Source organism: Paracoccus denitrificans (genome assembly GCF_900100045.1).
Lineage (GTDB): Bacteria > Pseudomonadota > Alphaproteobacteria > Rhodobacterales > Rhodobacteraceae > Paracoccus > Paracoccus denitrificans.
Genome location: NZ_FNEA01000003.1, coordinates 93,810 through 108,649, shown reverse-complemented (window position 1 = coordinate 108,649; position 14,840 = coordinate 93,810). Strand labels below are relative to the sequence as shown.

The window sequence follows — 14,840 nt, the reverse complement described above, 5'->3', positions numbered from 1 at the left end:
CCCGTCTATTGCCTGGATGCGGAAGGTCTCTTCCCGATGATGTTCATCGCCTTGAAGCTGGCAACCACCTCGTCGCGCTGGTTCACCGCCTCCACAAAAGAATGCACCAGCCCCCTGTCCGCCTTCGTTCTTGACGGTCGGGCTTCTGTGATCGTGATCCTCACCTGGAGCTGATCGCCCGGACGCAGGGGCACAGACCACCGCACTTCATCCACTCCCGGAGACGCCATACTTGCAGCGGAGGTCAGGTAGTGTTCCACGAAGAGCCTCATCATCAGGCCAATCGTATGCCAGCCACTGGCAATGATCCCACGAAATGGGCCGCTCTCTGCGGCGTCCCGATCCAAGTGGATTGGTTGCGGATCAAACTGGGCGGCAAATTCGATGATTTCGTTTTCGTGAACCTCCACTCCGCCAAACTGGAAGCAACTTCCGGGGACGTAGTCCTCAAAATAACGCGCATCCCTGGGGACATCGAAGGACATCTGAACGGGGGAGTCTTGGCTCATGTCTCGCACCTTCATCCATTAAGGAAGCGGGGCACAGCATTCACCGCAGCCCCGCTCAGCTCATGCGAGCTGAGTTCGATTGCTGGCAATATCAGCCGGGTCAGCTCACCGCGCGAGTGAAAATACATTCACGCAGTGTGAGCTTCTTTCATGCTTCGCTCTTGGTGGACACGCGTCTCGCCTTCGCAAACCCGCGATCCGTCGCCATGAACCGCTCCAGCATCGGCACGATCAGCCGGACAGGATCGGCGGCGGCCTGGCCGCTATCACGGGCGAGGATTTCGGCGTAGGCGACAAGATCGCGATGAACGGTCGCGGGCAATTCCACTGTCACCTTAACTGGCGTGTCATCGGGCAACGGCCCAAGCTTGAGTTTCGACATGATCAACCTCCTGCCGGTTCGAATACCAGATCGCGGGTGACGATGATCCTGACCGGGAACCCCGGGCGAATGGTCAGTGTCGGCGCGACCTGCAACTGACGCCCGACGATCTGCTGGCCGGCCTGGTTAATTGTATCCACCGCGCCATCGCGGATCGCCTCGACCAGACGGTCTTCATCATCGGTGGCGAGGTCCGCGCCGATCGCGAGCAGCGTGGACAGACCCGCCGCGCGCATCAGATCCCACCAATGGTAATCAACGCCATCTTCGAGGCCGGCATAGCCGCTCGCATCCGCGCCTGGCAGACGTTCGAGAACGATGGATCGGCCACCGGGAAGGATCAAGCGGTTCCAGACCAACAGCACGCGGCGTTGGCCGAACGTCACTCCGTCATCGTATTGGCCGATGATGCGGGTTCCTTGTGGGATCAATAGCAGTGATCCGGTCGGGCTGTCATAGACATTCTCGGTGACCTGCGCGGTGATCTGCCCCGGGAGATCGGAGCGAATGCCGGTGATGAGCGCGGCCGGAATCACAGCTCCCGCCTGAAGGATGTACGGCGAGGCTGGCGGCTGAATGCGATCCGATGCGACGGTCTGCCGATCCACCTGATCGTTGAGGAAAGCCGTATGCCGGTTTCCCTCAGGTTGCTCGGAGCCCCCCAGGCCCGGAAGGTTCACGCCGACCCCGGCCGTCGTTGCCCTGCCAGATGCCGTCTGGAAGAAGACACCGCTCAGACGCGCGGTTTCCTCCTCTGCCCTGCGGCGCTCCGCTTCCGGATCGACGGTCGGGCCGACAATCGGCGGCGGGGTCACGGGCACTCCCCGCTCCTGCGCGTCGAGGATCGGCCGCCCGAGGTCACCGGGCAGTGCGGGTCCCAGAACCGGTCCGGTATAGTCGGAGGGCAACCCTTCCAGGCCGTCCGCGGCCGGTCGGTTGTCGATGGAATAGAGTTCTCCGCCTCCCGGCCCGGCCTCACGGGTCTGGAGCGCATAGATCATAGCACCCCCGATGCCGAACAGCGCGACCGCTCCGGCACCGGCCAGAACCCTGCGCGACAGCCTGGTCACGCGCGGCGGATCGGGACGCAGACGCATCGTAGCTGCAGGATCGGTGTCACTCATGACGCCCCTCCCCTTCGCGCATCGCCCTCCGTCCGCGCATCCGCCTCGCGCTCCTCCATGCGCACGATCCGGATCACCTGCTGGCGGTCTCCTGCTCCCAGCCGGAGCTCGGCGGCGCCGAAGAGGCGATCCACGATCAGCACGTTCCGGTGGATACGGCTGTTGACGATCTGCGGTTCTCCATCGGCACCGAGCACGAAGAGCGGCGGCATCTCGCCCTGGGCGATGCCAGCCGGGAAGACGACATAAACACGACGGCCATCGTCGAAGACCGAGACAGGACGCCAGGGTGGGCTTTCCCCCTGGATCTGCAAGCTGTAGCGATGATTGCGGGCCGATGGTGCCGGGATGGTCGGCGCGGTCGCCACAGCTTGTCGACCGCCACGGGGCGCTGCCGGATAGGCCCAGGCGACCGACGGCATGTAGAGCGCCTCGCGTGCACGAAGCTCGATCGTGTACACCCGCCTGTCAGTGCTGATCACCAGATTGGTCGAGATGTCGTCCCGCGTCGGTTTGACGAGGATGTGGACGCGGGCGGTGGATCCGGACCCGCTCTCCGTGTCGCCGATGATCCAGCGCGTGGTATCCCCCGCGGCGATCGGGCCCGCGCCGGTCAGGCGCTCGCCCGGCTCCAATGCGATGTTGGTGATCTGACCCGGCGCGGCATAGACCTGATAGAGGGCGCCTTCCGACCAGGGATAGATCTGGATCGCATTGTAATAGCCCTCGCGGCGCGGTTCGATCCGGGCGGCGGCATTGGCGTTTTCAATACGGCCGGTCGGTGTGCCTGCCGCCGCTCCGCCATGCGCCACTGTCCAGACCGGCGGCGTATGCAGGGGCCAAGGACGTTCCGCGGCAGCCGAGGCGGGCGGAGTGGGCAGCGGCGGCACGGACTCGTCGTAGCTGAATTCCGGCACCCGGTTAGTGGCACACCCCGCCAGAAAGGATGCGCAAAGCAGCAAGGCCACCAAGGTGGGCTTGTTGACGCCCGGAGACCTGGTTGCATGCAGATGCTGTTCAGTCATTGGCTCATTTCCCGCGACCAGGAGATCGCATTGACATAGATTCCGAGGGGATTGGCGCGCAGGCGCTCGGCGCTGCGCGGGGTCTGGATCACGACGGTCAGGATCGCGGTCCAGCGCTCGGTCGTGGAAAGCTGACCGTTCTCGTAGTGGCGTTCGGTCCAGGCGACGCGGAACGATCCCGGCGAGGCCCGGATGACTGAGGACACCTCGACAGCGATCTGTTGACGACCGACGCGTGTGAACGGGTCGTTCGCGCGGGCGAAATCGTTCAGCGCAGCCGCGCCTCGATCCGTGGTGAACTCATAGGCGCGCAGCCAGTTTTGCCGCACGATGATCGGATCGGCAGGGATCGACCGGACCTGTTCGATGAGGCGGCCGAGATGGAAGGCGATCTGCGGATCGGTCGGCTCGTAGTCGGCGGAGGCTGGCACGACAGCCTGGGCCTCGCCGAGCGCGTCGACCTGAACGACCCAGGGCACGACAGTGCCACGCGCGGATTGCCAGACCAGGGCGCCAGCAAAACCCGCCGCCAGGATCAGGCTGCCGAAGGCGATGTAGCGCCAGTTGCGGGCCTGAACACGGGCGGAGCCGATACGCTCATCCCAGACCTGCGCGGCCCTCTGATAGGGCGTCTCTGGTTGAGGTGTCTTGCCATAATGCGTGGCAGAACGCCTGAAGAGGTTCATGAGCGGTCCCTTTCGGAGAGATTGACGGAGGAGCCCGAGCCGTGGCTGTCGCCGGACCGGACGGCATGAGCGGCAGCGCGCACGCCATGGCTCACGGCCTGGCTATGGCGCATGCGTTTCGCCCAGGCCGGCGGGCCATCGGTGGCGGACGGGCCGGAGCTGCCAGGCTCGGGCGCCGCGCCGCCGACCGTGCCCATCGAGGTGGTGCCGCCCGTCGCCACCACACCGCCCTTGACGCCCTCGGCGTAGCTGGACTGGATGCCGCCAGCCGCGCGAGAGGACGCCTTCTTGAGCGGTGATGCCGCGGCAGCGGCCCCGGCGCGCGCTACACCAGCCATCCCGCCTGGGAGACCTCCTCCGCCCATCGAGCCAAGCGTGTAGGCGCTCGAGGCAGCACCCGCCGCGGTAGCGCCGCCGCGTGCGAGGGCGGTGCCTCCGGAGAGTGCAGATCCGGCTCCGCGTGCAGCCAGCATGGTCGCCCCTCCGGCGCCGATCGCAGCACCACCAACGGCAAGGCCGGTGCCTATGGCCGCCCCCGCGCTGAGTTGCGGCCCGCCGGACACCAGACCTGAGGCGATGCCGGGGCCGAAGATACCGAGGCCCAGCAGAGACAGGGCAGCGAGAACAATCGCCATGGCGTCATCAATGGTCGGCGTCACGCCGCCGAAGCCGGCGGTGAACTGACCGAAGAGCGTGGATCCGATGCCGATGATCACGGCGAGGACGAGAACCTTGATGCCGGACGAGATGACGTTGCCCAGCACGCGCTCGGCCATGAAGGCGGTCTTGCCGAAGAGGCCGAAGGGGATCAGCACGAAGCCCGCGAGGGTCGTGAGCTTGAACTCGATCAGTGTGACGAAGAGCTGAACCGCGAGGATGAAGAAGGCGAGGATCACCAGCGCCCAGGCGAAGAACAGGCAGAGAATCTGGACGAGGTTCTCAAAGACCGCGACCCAGCCCATCAGATCGGAGATGCTTTCGAGCAGCGGCCGCCCCGCCTCGAGCCCGGTCTGGGCGACGCGGCCGGGACGCAAAAGATCGGCGGCGGAAAATCCGGTGCCCGAGGCCATCAGACCGAGGCCCGCGAAGCTCTCGAAGACAATCCGGGCGAGGTTGTTCCAGTTGGAGATGATATAGGCGAAGACGCCGACGAAGAGCGTCTTCTTCACCAGCCGGGCAATGATGTCATCATCGGCGCCCCAAGCCCAGAACAGGGCCGCCAGCGTCACGTCGATCACGATCAGCGTGGTGGCGATGAAGGCCACCTCACCCCCGAGCAGCCCGAACCCGCTGTCGATATAGCTGGTGAAGATGCCCAGAAAGTTGTCGATGACGCCGGTTCCACCCATGGCTTACTGGCCTCCCGACCGCTGTGGCGCTTCAGATGCAGGCAACCGGCCAAGGAACCGGTCACGGCTCTCTGCCCAGGCGGCGAGGCAATCGGCATCGCTGGAAGCGGCCTCGCCAAGCTGCTGGCACCGGCGCAGCGTCGCGCGGAGAGGATCGGCTGGCGGCTGGAGCGCGGGCGCGGTGCTGGCCGGCACGGGAGCTTCCTCGCGTGTCATCTCGATCACCGTGGCTGTGATCGCGATCGCCACGAACACGATGGCCGCGATCCGGGCCAGCATCTTCCCCTCCATCGTCTCCCCTCCCGGCCTCAGTTGAACATCTGCGCATTGCCGGGTTGATAGCCCGCGCCCGGCGTCAGGAAGCGCTCGCGCTGGATGCGACCCTGTTCTGCAGCGGTGGCGCGCTCGGCCTCGGTCAGCGCGTTGGCGCGACCGTTTGCCGAGATCACCGCGATCAGGTCCGATAGCTGCTGCGATTGCAGTGCGAGGAGTTGGTTGCCCGCCTGCGTGGCCTGCAGAGCGCCAACCGCGTTCTGGCTCTGCCCCACGAGCGCGGACATCTCGGCGCGATTGGCTTCGATATTGCCAACGACTCCGGCCTGCACGCGCATGGCATCCTGCAGGCCACCGACGGTGTTCTCCCAACGCGACCGGGCCTCGGCGATCAGTTGCTGGTCGGTCGCCGTCAGGGAGAGGTTGCCATAGTCCTGCTGGAACATCTGGTCGATGCTCTGCACATCGAAGGCTATGTTTTGCGCCTGCGCCAGGAGTTGCTGCGTGCGGCTGACGTTCTGCTGGATCTGCTGGATCGCGGAATACGGCAGGTTGGTGAGATTGCGCGCCTGGTTTATCAGCATCTGCGCTTCGTTCTGGAGCTGTGCGATCTGGTTGTTGATCTGCTCCAGTGCGCGCGCCGCGGTCAGGAGATTTTCCGCGTGGTTGGTCGGGTCGTAGACGATGAAAGGCCCCCCGCCGATACCGAAGAGCGCATGGGCGGGCGGCGCTGCGATGGGCGACATGGCCATGGGCATCGCCAGCGCGAGAGCGAGCAGCGACGGGCCGGCGAACCGAAACGTGATCTTGCGTGTCATGGTGTAATCTCCTCTTCTTCAAGGTCGATGTCGGCGTCCTCAACAACAGCGGTGGTCGGAGAGGCCCCGTCAGCGTCGATGGCGAGATTGGTGAGGTCAGGGATCAGGTCGGCGGCCCAATCGAGGCCATGCGCCTTCAGCCAGGCGTCGAGGAAGCCGTCTTGGCCGTGCCCGGCACAGATCTCGGCAATCAGCGCCTGATCCGATTTGGACGATGCCGCGCAGAGTGCGAGCCCGACATCGCTGAGGCCCAGCTCGAACAGCCGGTTGCCGCGCCGCGACTGGCAGTAGTAGTCGCGCTTGGGCGTGGCCCGCGCGAGGATCTCGATCTGCCGGTCATTGAGGCCGAAGCGGCGATAGATGGCCGTGATCTGGGGCTCGATGGCCCGCTCGTTCGGCAGCAGGAGCCGCGTCGGGCAGCTTTCGATGATCGCCGGCGCGATGGTACTGCCATCGATGTCGCTGAGGCTCTGCGTCGCGAAGATCACCGAGGCGTTCTTCTTCCTCAGCGTCTTCAGCCATTCGCGGAGCTGCTCCGCGAAGGCATCGTCATCGAGTGCGAGCCAGCCCTCGTCGATGATGAGCAGCGTGGGGCGTCCATCGAGCCGATCACCGATCCGGTGGAACAGGTATGAGAGGACGGCGGGCGCCGCGCCGGTTCCCACCAGCCCCTCGATCTCGAAGGCCTGCACATCCGCCGATCCCAGCTGTTCGGTCTCGGCATCGAGCAGCCGGCCATAGGGTCCACCCACGCAGTATGCGCGGAGTGCCTGCTTCAGATCGTTGGACTGCAGCAGGACCGCCAAGCCGGTCATGGTCCGCTCGCCCACAGGGGCCGAGGCCAGCGAGGTCAGTGCCGTCCAGATATGTTCCTTCACATCCGGGGTGATCTGGATGTTCTCGCGCGTCAGGATGGCGACGATCCAGTCGGCGGCCCAAGCGCGCTCCGACGTTTCGTGAATCCGGGCCAGCGGCTGTAGCGATACGGAGGTGTCGGCCGCGTCGGTCAGCTCTCCGCCGAGGTCATGCCAGTCGCCGCCCATGGCGAGCGAAGCGGCGCGGATCGAGCCGCCGAAGTCGAAGGCGAAGATCTGGCTGCGCGAGTACCGCCGGAACTGCAGCGCCATCAGCGCCAGCAACACGGACTTGCCCGCGCCGGTCGGGCCGACGACGAGGGTGTGACCGACATCCCCCACATGCAGAGAAAGCCGGAACGGGGTGGAGCCTTCGGTCCTGGCGTAGAGCAATGGAGCGTCGCCGAAATGCTCATCCTGTTCCGGCCCCGCCCAAACCGCCGAGAGCGGGATCATATGGGCGAGATTCAATGTGCTGATCGGTGGCTGGCGGACATTGGCATAGGCATGCCCGGGCAGACTTCCGAGCCAGGCATCGACCGCATTGACCGTCTCGGTCATGGCGGTGAAATCGCGGGACTGGACGATCTTCTCGACCAGCCGCAGCTTCTCGTCGGCGCGGCGGACGTCCTCGTCCCAGACTGTGATCGCCGCCGTGACATAGGCCATGCCTGCCACATCAGCGCCGAGTTCCTGCAGGGCCATGTCCGCGTCAGCCGCCTTGTTCGCGGCATCGGTATCGACCAGCGCGGATTGCTCGTTGGTCATCACCTCCTTGAGGATCGCGGCGATGCTCTTACGCTTGGCAAACCACTGACGACGTATCCGGGTCAGCAGCTTCGTCGCATCCAGCTTGTCCATGAGGATGGCCCGGGTCGACCAGCGATAGGGAAAGGCCAGCCGGTTCAACTCGTCGAGCAGGCCCGGGGTCGTGACGCCGGGAAAGCCGGTGATTGTCAGGACGCGGAGATGCTGATTGCCCAGGCGCGGATCCAGCCCGCCGGCCAGCGGCTGATCGGGCAAGAGCGCGTCGAGATAGACCGGCACCTCGGGTACGCGCACGCGATGCCGGTTGGTCGAAATCGTCGAATGCAGGTAGGTCAGCGTAGCGGCGTCATCGAGCCAGTGGCAGTCCGGCATGAAGCCGTCGAGCAGCGCCAGCACGCGATCGGTGCGGTCGATGAAACCGCGCACCTGTTCCCAGGGGTTCACACCTGAGGTTTCGCGGCCCTCGTAGAGCCAGGATTCTGAGCGCGCCGCGTCCTCGGCAGGCGGAAGCCAGAGGAGCGTCAGGAAATAGCCGGATACGAAATGGCTCCCCTCCTCCTCGAAACCGGCCTTGCGCTCGGCATCGACCAGCGCCGATGCCGCATCCGGGAAGGTGCTCAGCGGATAGGTCGCGGCCTCAGAGCGCTGTGCTTCCACAAAGATCGCCCACCCGGAACCGAGGCGACGGAAAGCGTTGTTCAGCCGTCCGGCGACCGCGACCAGTTCGGCCGCGACGGCGCTGTCCAGATCGGCCCCCCGAAACTTCGCCGTCCTCTGAAACGAGCCGTCCTTGTTGAGGACCACACCTTCCCCGACCAGCGCCACCCAGGGCAGATAGTCGGCGAGGCGCGAGGCAGTGTGACGGTATTCTGCGAGATTCATCATGGGGGTTCACACCGAGAGATGACCGGGAATGCGCAAATGGCGGCGCGCAACCTCGACGAAGAGCGGATCGCGCCTGGCCGCCCAGACAGCAGCAATGTGGCCGACGGCCCAGATCAGGATCCCGACCAGCCAGAGCTGAAGCCCGAGGCCGACCGCACCGGCGAGCGTGCCATTCAGAATGGCGACCGAGCGTGGGGCGCCGCCGAGGAGGATCGGCTCGGTCAGCGCGCGGTGAACCGGAACGCTGAACCCCGGCACCGCGTCGAGGGTCTCGAAGCTTTGCCATTCGCTACCGCTCATGGCGTTCCTCCCTCGAAACGCTCCCCCGGAGCCTTTCGTGTCCCTGCGGGCCAACGGTCGTCACCATCAGATCAGCGCTCCGCCACCGAAGCTGAAGAAGCTCAGGAAGAAGGACGAGGCCGCAAAGGCGATGGAGATGCCGAACACGATCTGGATCAGGCGCCGGAATCCGCCGCCGGTATCGCCGAAGGCCAGCGTCAGACCGGTGACGATGATGATGATCACCGCCACGATCTTGGCCACCGGCCCCTCGACGGAGTCGAGGATGGATTGCAGAGGCGCTTCCCAGGGCATGGAAGACCCGGAGGCATGCGCAGCCGGAGCGATGAACAGGCTGACATAGGTGGCGGCGGCCGCGGTGGCGATGTGCTGGCGGATGCGCAGGGCGTGACGGATCATTCGGGATCTCCTTGTTCGTGAGGGATGGCGGGGCCTGAAATGGCAGGTGAAATCCGGTAGTCGCCGTCGGCCCCGAGGCCCTCGACGCAGGCGAGTTCAGCAAGACGACGTTCGGAACCTCGCCCGGCCAGAACCGCCACGAGATCGATGGTCTCCGCGATCATGGCGCGAGGCACGGTAACGACGGCTTCCTGGATGAGCTGCTCGAGACGACGAAGCGCACCGATGCCGGTACCGGCATGGATGGTGCCGATGCCGCCCGGATGTCCGGTGCCCCAAGCCTTGAGAAGGTCCAGCGCCTCGGCGCCACGCACCTCACCGATCGGAATACGATCGGGGCGCAGACGCAGCGAGGAGCGCACCAGATCGGACAAGCTCGCAACGCCGTCCTTGGTGCGCATCGCCACGAGGTTCGGCGCCGCGCATTGCAGCTCTCGGGTGTCCTCGATGATCACGACACGATCGGAGGTCTTGGCCACCTCGGCGAGCAGCGCATTGGTCAGCGTGGTCTTGCCGGTCGAGGTGCCCCCCGCCACCAGGATATTGGCACGCGCCGCAACCGCCAGGCGCAGCGCCTCGGCCTGCATCCGGGTCATGATTCCGGCGGTGACGTAATCTTCGAGGGTGAAGACGGCGACGGCGGGTTTGCGGATGGCGAAAGCCGGAGCGGCGACCACGGGCGGAAGCAGCCCCTCGAAACGCTCACCGGTTTCCGGGAGCTCCGCGGAAACGCGAGGGGACAGGCTATGAACTTCGACGCCGACATGGTGCGCGACCAGTCGAACGATGCGCTCGCCGTCGGCTGCGCTGAGCGTCTTGCCGCTGTCGGCCAGCCCCTCGGAAAGTCGGTCGACCCAGAGCCGCCCATCGGGGTTGAGCATCACCTCGACGGTCATGGGGTCGTCCAGAAACCCGGCGATCGCCGGCCCGAGCGCGGTGCGCAGCATCCGCGCGCTTCTCTGGTTCATCTCTGGTCTCTGATCGGTCTTCGCCATGCCGGCCCCGTTCCCTTACGGGCGCCTCCAACAAGCCGCCCTGGATCGGGGTCGATTAAGAAAGCCGTAGATGCCTAGGGCTCAACAGGTTTCCAAGGGGCGTAGTAGCGTGGCGTGTAAAGACAGGAAAACGGCGGAACTTGCCCGGCCTCACTCGCAGCCTTGCTAAGCCGCTCGATATCCAATCTGGCCGCGTCACCATATTCGACCAGAAAATCGTAACTGTCGGTGCGCAGACGAACCATCATTGCCAAAGTGCGTGAAATCGCCCAGATTGTTCCTGCCCGCCCTAAGCCAGCGATCTATAAAAACTGCACCTTTGCTGGACATGCAATTTCCCGTGATCCGCTATGGTACCTATTAGGCTGTCATATGATGTTGATCGAACCTCATCGTTTCACCCCTTACGAGGCTGGTCGCACTACGTCAGTCACCCTACCGGGACAGCATCGTAGTACTCATGTCGATGTTCTTCGGATCTCACCGGGACTGGTATTGGCGCACAGCCATTTTTCGTCCGCTCAGCGGCATAGCGGGGACATACGGCGTCCCGAAGACCAGGTAATCCTAACCTTCAATTTTTCCGGACGAATGCTGTTGGTCGACCCGCGCGGACATGCGCATGAGATCAGCGGTGGGCAGGCGTGGCTGATCCGATCCGGCGGCATGCAACTGAAACGGATCGTGGAAAAGGGTGAAGGCTGTTCGAACCTTGTCATCGCCCTGAACGCCTCCCGATTGAGCCCGGCGCTGGCCAACATGCTCGGGCACAACCTGCCTGGCCCGATGCGGGTCCGGCGTCTGAATCTGCCAGTTCCGGGTCGCGCGATGCTCACTGCTTTGCTCGACCAGAGAACCGATCCTGCAGCCATATTGCGCAAGGAGGGACAATGCCTTGCTCTATTGGGTCATGCATTAGAGGAAGTTGCGGCCCATCCCCAGCAAGGTTCCGAGACACGCAATCCTTGCCTTTTGGTTGAAAGAATCTCGGCACTTCTCTGCGAACGGCTGGCCGAACCCATCACAATGACTGAGATTGAACATGAGTTTGGTCTGAGCAGTGTTACATTGAACCAACTCTTCCGAACCCGTACACGGGAAACCGTTTTCGAACATTTGCGCCGGTTGCGAATCGAAGCAGCCGAACGTCTGATTCGTCAGACAGATCGAAGTTTTACCGAAATCGCGGCAGACTGCGGTTTTTCCGATGCCAGTCATCTATCTAACGTATTCCGCAAGCGTTTCGGAACCACAGCAAGTGCATGGCGACGTGCCGGAAAACAAAATCAATAATCTCTTTTCGCAAATTCAAGAGTATTTTTGTCAGTTACAAGTTTTTGGCTGCCGGCCATGGCACGGACCTCTAACAAAGGAGGCCCCGATGTCCCGAACACCAAAGACCCGTGCGACGCTGCTCGTCATGACGACAGCCCTTACGACGACCGGCCTCATACCGGAACGCGCTATCGCGGATGATGACATCATCTATCTTGGCGAGATCACGATCTTCTCCAATTTCTGGGAAGAGCTCGCCCGCAAAGCCGCAGCGACAGCAACGGTACTGGACGAAGAAGACATGTCGCAATCGATCTCCCCAGATCTTGATGCCGTCACGGAAAAATCGGCCAATACAATCTTCCAGCGGGCGAATTCACAAGAGCGCCTGGTCGTGCGTGGCATGTCGGCATTCGACAACGCCTTGTCTGACCCAGTCGGCTATTCGGTAAACGGTGTTCCGCTACCAATGGGCACTATGCAACTGCCGCACTTTTTTGGTGTCGAGAATGTCACGCTGCTCAAAGGGCCGCAGGGCACCATATTCGGACGCAATTCCGAAGCCGGGCTCTTGACCTTCGAGACGATCGCGCCTGGCAGTCGCGAAGGCTGGGAAATAAACGTCGGGCTTTCCGGATCGGATGCCGGGGCCTCGCCTCTCGGAGCCAACGGGTCGATCCTGTGGTCCGGGCAAGCCACAAACGGTCCGGCCTTATCCTTCGGGCTGGAAGTCGCCCGAGATCCCGGCGTGATAAGCAATCCAGTCACAGGGGCGGATGACGGTGGAGAAAACCGACGCGTGACAGGCTTTCTGGGTCTCGAGTGGGACTTGCAGGACGGTGGCTACCTCAAGCTAACTACGATGGCCGAAGACCAGGATTTCAACAAGGAGCAGTTTCGCTATGTCTCCGGCCCGCTGGCAACCGACCGCTATGAAAGCGTGTATTCAGACCCTTCCTGGGAAAACCGCCGTATGAGTGTGACTGCACTGGAATATGGTACCAGTTTCGACGGATTCGACCTGACTGCGATCACCGGGTTCACCACGTTCGACCGGGAATTCGCACTGGATTTCGACAGTTCTTCACTGCCTCTCGGCGTTACCGAAATGGATATCGAGGACCGAGCCCTCTCACAGGACATCCGACTGACCTCAAACAGCGAAGGGCCGCTGAAATGGACGTTGGGTGTCAACGCTTTCACGCAGAACACCGATGCCGATTTCAATCTCGGCGCCATGTCGACCGACCGACACACCGAGATCGACCAATGGGGAGCCGGGCTCTATGGTTTCGCTGAATATGCATTCACAGACCGGTTCCGCATAGGGGCGGGCCTGCGGGTCGATTACGTCTCATCAAAGGCCTGGCAGAGGTTCTCTTCGCCGACCGCGAACCTGCGTTATGAAGGCAGCGACAGCTCGACCACTCTGCTCCCCAAGCTCACGCTCGCCTATGACGTGAGCGATGCGACCACGATCCACGCAAGCTATGCACGTGGCTATATGCCCGCAGGCTACAACTATGCTTTCGCCAACAGTGCCGATGGCCTGAGCTATGACGCTGAATACAGTTGGAATGCGGAACTCGGGGTAAAGCACGAATTTGCCAGCGGAGCAGCGCTTAGCCTTGTCGCCTTCCATACCACGGTCAAAGATAAGCAGATTACCGAGACAATCCCTGGCGCGGCTCAATATATATCGAATGCAGGCGAGGCGAAAAGCTACGGGATCGAGACAGAGTTCAACGCACCCCTGGCCCGGGGCTGGGAACTCACCGCCAATGCTGGCTGGCAGAGGGCACGGGCGACCTCGTTTCAGACCACGACGACGGACATATCTACAGGATCGGTGATGGCGGTCGACTGGTCAGGGAATGCCCTGCCGATGGCGCCGGATGTGACCTGGGGCCTTGCGCTCTCGCATGTCGGAGATATCTGGAGTGGAAAGATCAGCTTGCACGGATCGGGAAGCTACTGGTTCGACCCGGCAAACAGCCTGAAGCAAGAAGGCTTCATGACTGTGAATGCCGAGATTACCCGGCAGTTCGGAGGAGGCGAGCTTACTCTCTGGGCCAAGAACCTGTTTGACGAAGAATACTACAGCACTGCGGCTAACACGATCCGGGGCACCGTGGTCGAGGATGGCAGTCCCCGTACCGTCGGGCTGAATTGGAGGATGACTTGGTAATGTACAATATGCCTTCGGAGCGTCGGTCAGGCGCGGGGTTGCTGTTGGACACGCTGGAGGGACCGATCCGACAGGCCCTGCTTGGCTGGGCTCTGGACAGCGGCGTCTTCGATCTCTGCGAGACATTTATCCTGCCCGACGCACTGGCACGGCGCATGGATCTGCCTCCGCCACAGCTTCTGCTGACGCTTCGGGCACTGGTCGCGGCTGATTTCATGCAGACCGACGGCGGCAGGTTTCGCACCGCCCCTGACATCCTGCCTTTCGTTGCCAAGGACAGCCCGAGAAACATGGTTGCGACCCTGAGGTCTATGGCAGACATGCGCCACGCCGGGCTGAACGATATCGGCACCCTCATTGCCAGCGCCACCCATGGTGGCAACACTCGCCTGTTCGACGATACGCATTGGGACGCCAGTTACCTTTCTCTCGCAGCGTTTCATCGCTCCGTTGCCGCAGATGCGATGATTCCCTGCTTGACCAGTCTGCCGGAGTGGCCTGATACGCAAAACCTGCTGGAAATCGGTCCTGGTTCAGCGGTGTTGGCTCGCAGGCTGCTGGCATTGCGACCCGATCTCTCCATTACACTGTTTGACCTTCCACCGGTGATAGAGAGGATCGCAGAGGAGGCTGCCGATCTGCCTCTTTCCCTGGTTCCTGGAAGTTACAATGGTGCTCTCCCTGGGAAATGCTTCGACGTCATCTGGTGTTCGATGACACTCTACTTCCATGATCAAGGTCTGCCCGCGTTAATTTGCCGGTTGGCAGAACACCTTGCCCCCGGCGGAGTGTTGCTCAGCTTTCATGAAGCGCTGACCGATGATCGCACGGCCCCACCTGAACATGTGATCGGCCGATTGATGCCAGGATTGCGCCAGCGCGATGTCTCCTTCGCAGAAGGGGAAATCGCCGAGGCTATGACTGCCGCTGGCCTGCGGCGCCCGAGTTCCGACAGGCTCTCCACTCCCTTCGGTCGCTTCCGATTGGACGCCGCCCGCAAGGAGGCCTGA

Annotated in this window: 15 protein-coding genes; 3 read left to right on the top strand and 12 right to left on the bottom strand. The window is 63.1% G+C overall.

Annotation, left to right across the window (positions count from 1 at the left end; translation table 11 throughout):
- Nucleotides 1–5: 5 nt before the first annotated feature.
- The 12 genes from BLT64_RS02975 to trbB all read right to left on the bottom strand — a co-directional run bounded on the left by BLT64_RS02975 (nt 6) and on the right by trbB (nt 10,319).
- Nucleotides 6–509, bottom strand: a complete 504-nt coding sequence (locus BLT64_RS02975) for a MaoC family dehydratase (protein ID WP_232290442.1) — start codon at nt 507–509, stop codon at nt 6–8.
- A 148-nt stretch (nt 510–657) separates the two neighbouring features.
- Nucleotides 658–891 carry a DUF2274 domain-containing protein gene (locus BLT64_RS02970; RefSeq protein WP_011747792.1) on the bottom strand — a complete coding sequence of 78 codons (234 nt, stop codon included), beginning with the start codon at nt 889–891 and terminating at the stop codon, nt 658–660.
- 2 nt (nt 892–893) lie between these two features.
- Nucleotides 894–2,015: a TraB/TrbI/VirB10 family type IV secretion system protein gene (locus tag BLT64_RS02965; RefSeq protein ID WP_011747793.1), complete on the bottom strand. Its 1,122-nt coding sequence runs from the start codon at nt 2,013–2,015 to the stop codon at nt 894–896.
- Nucleotides 2,012–3,040: a P-type conjugative transfer protein TrbG gene (gene trbG, locus BLT64_RS02960; protein WP_011747794.1), complete on the bottom strand. Its 1,029-nt coding sequence runs from the start codon at nt 3,038–3,040 to the stop codon at nt 2,012–2,014. Before trbG ends, BLT64_RS02965 begins: the two co-directional genes overlap by 4 nt.
- Nucleotides 3,037–3,726 (bottom strand): conjugal transfer protein TrbF, encoded by a 690-nt coding sequence (gene trbF, locus BLT64_RS02955; protein WP_011747795.1) that lies wholly within the window; start codon nt 3,724–3,726, stop codon nt 3,037–3,039. Before trbF ends, trbG begins: the two co-directional genes overlap by 4 nt.
- Nucleotides 3,723–5,075 (bottom strand): P-type conjugative transfer protein TrbL, encoded by a 1,353-nt coding sequence (gene trbL / locus BLT64_RS02950; RefSeq protein ID WP_011747796.1) that lies wholly within the window; start codon nt 5,073–5,075, stop codon nt 3,723–3,725. Before trbL ends, trbF begins: the two co-directional genes overlap by 4 nt.
- A 3-nt stretch (nt 5,076–5,078) precedes the next feature.
- Nucleotides 5,079–5,366, bottom strand: a complete 288-nt coding sequence (trbK-alt, locus tag BLT64_RS02945) for a putative entry exclusion protein TrbK-alt (protein WP_011747797.1) — start codon at nt 5,364–5,366, stop codon at nt 5,079–5,081.
- 17 nt (nt 5,367–5,383) lie between these two features.
- On the bottom strand, nt 5,384–6,166 hold the full coding sequence (gene trbJ, locus BLT64_RS02940) for a P-type conjugative transfer protein TrbJ (RefSeq protein ID WP_011747798.1): 783 nt from the start codon (nt 6,164–6,166) through the stop codon (nt 5,384–5,386).
- Nucleotides 6,163–8,673: a conjugal transfer protein TrbE gene (gene trbE / locus BLT64_RS02935; RefSeq protein ID WP_011747799.1), complete on the bottom strand. Its 2,511-nt coding sequence runs from the start codon at nt 8,671–8,673 to the stop codon at nt 6,163–6,165. The genes trbJ and trbE overlap by 4 nt, the downstream gene beginning before the upstream one ends.
- A gap of 6 nt (nt 8,674–8,679) precedes the next feature.
- A complete protein-coding gene (locus BLT64_RS02930; protein WP_011747800.1) occupies nt 8,680–8,973 on the bottom strand; it encodes a VirB3 family type IV secretion system protein in 294 nt (97 codons plus the stop codon).
- A gap of 66 nt (nt 8,974–9,039) precedes the next feature.
- The gene (locus BLT64_RS02925; protein WP_011747801.1) at nt 9,040–9,372 is read right to left on the bottom strand and encodes a TrbC/VirB2 family type IV secretion system protein; all 333 of its coding nucleotides are present in this window, start codon (nt 9,370–9,372) and stop codon (nt 9,040–9,042) included.
- Nucleotides 9,369–10,319 (bottom strand): P-type conjugative transfer ATPase TrbB, encoded by a 951-nt coding sequence (gene trbB / locus BLT64_RS02920; protein WP_428833721.1) that lies wholly within the window; start codon nt 10,317–10,319, stop codon nt 9,369–9,371. Before trbB ends, BLT64_RS02925 begins: the two co-directional genes overlap by 4 nt.
- Nucleotides 10,320–10,595: 276 nt before the next feature.
- On the opposite strand from trbB, the gene BLT64_RS02915 reads away from it, so the two are divergent.
- From BLT64_RS02915 to BLT64_RS02905, 3 genes are read left to right on the top strand one after another with little or no spacing between them, the layout of a single operon-like run.
- Nucleotides 10,596–11,660: a helix-turn-helix domain-containing protein gene (locus tag BLT64_RS02915; RefSeq protein WP_198140496.1), complete on the top strand. Its 1,065-nt coding sequence runs from the start codon at nt 10,596–10,598 to the stop codon at nt 11,658–11,660.
- Nucleotides 11,575–13,830 carry a TonB-dependent receptor gene (locus BLT64_RS02910; RefSeq protein ID WP_229709496.1) on the top strand — a complete coding sequence of 752 codons (2,256 nt, stop codon included), beginning with the start codon at nt 11,575–11,577 and terminating at the stop codon, nt 13,828–13,830. Before BLT64_RS02915 ends, BLT64_RS02910 begins: the two co-directional genes overlap by 86 nt.
- Before the next feature lie 44 nt (nt 13,831–13,874).
- Nucleotides 13,875–14,840, top strand: a complete 966-nt coding sequence (locus BLT64_RS02905; protein ID WP_229709497.1) for a class I SAM-dependent methyltransferase — start codon at nt 13,875–13,877, stop codon at nt 14,838–14,840.